1 protein-coding gene is annotated in these 918 nt (G+C 37.6%); it reads right to left on the bottom strand.

Going from position 1 to position 918, the window contains the following annotated elements:
• Positions 1-496: 496 nt before the first annotated feature.
• Positions 497-918 (bottom strand): hypothetical protein (locus PRUB_RS00050; RefSeq protein WP_206759876.1); only part of this gene is annotated, 422 nt, incomplete at its 5' end.

The raw sequence follows: 918 nt of genomic DNA, 5'->3' as shown, positions 1-918 counted from the left end.
TGCCACTGGGTGTCTGGGTATTTTCTCAAATGTAGAACAGTTTTTGATTGGGTGTCCGTTGTAGTGCTACTAGACAAAAGTGCAAAATAAAAAAGACAAAACCCAGATACCAACACGACTCCCGCTCCATTTGGCAGAACTTTTGTTACCAACAAGGTTAGAGGTGTGACGGCCCCGACATAACAGACAATTAAATATATCGCCCTGCTCCTCACTACCGATAAAACTACCCTGAAGATACACATAGCAGCTATCGTGATAAGAAGTGTGATCATGCTGAGTGCTCCTTTGTCTTGATTTAATTTTGCAGTATCAATCTACGATAGTTGCTATCCGAATCTCTATTTTCAGCACTGTATTTGCCACTTGTCTAATCACAGGCAGAAAGGCACAGAAACACAGAAAAGAAAGGCTGACACCCATTCCTACACTGAATAAAATCGCTCACTGAGCACACGTTTTGAATGAGTGCCCCCTTTAATTTATTCTTTAATAATCATCTCTTTAGATATATGTACCTTAAAACTTCATTTGTACCGCTGCATTCATTCTTGCCACCAACATTTACTTCCATATCAGACATATATGCAGCTAATGCCATAGAATAGACTTCCGCCATATTCTTTCTATCTAAATGAATTATAAAGTACTTAGAACCATTGCTATTGCAGACAGATTGAAATGGGGTTTCCGGTTCGAGGTAAACGACATCTGCTCCAAGGTCATTTACCCACAAACTCTTTATTTTAGTTTTAACTGTGCCTGATGCATCAGCATTAAAGCATAAAAATAAAACAAATATAAAACTCAACACTTTCATTTTATTACTCCTATTTTTACAACGCCTAATTCTTAAGAATCCAGAGACACCCATATTTAAAATCAATAAAAAAGGGCATGTGCGGCTTTGTTTTATCT

Source organism: Pseudoalteromonas rubra (assembly GCF_000238295.3).
Classification (GTDB): Bacteria; Pseudomonadota; Gammaproteobacteria; order Enterobacterales; family Alteromonadaceae; genus Pseudoalteromonas; species Pseudoalteromonas rubra.
Note: the sequence above shows the minus strand (reverse complement) of the source record. Positions and strands in the feature narration are given on the sequence as shown.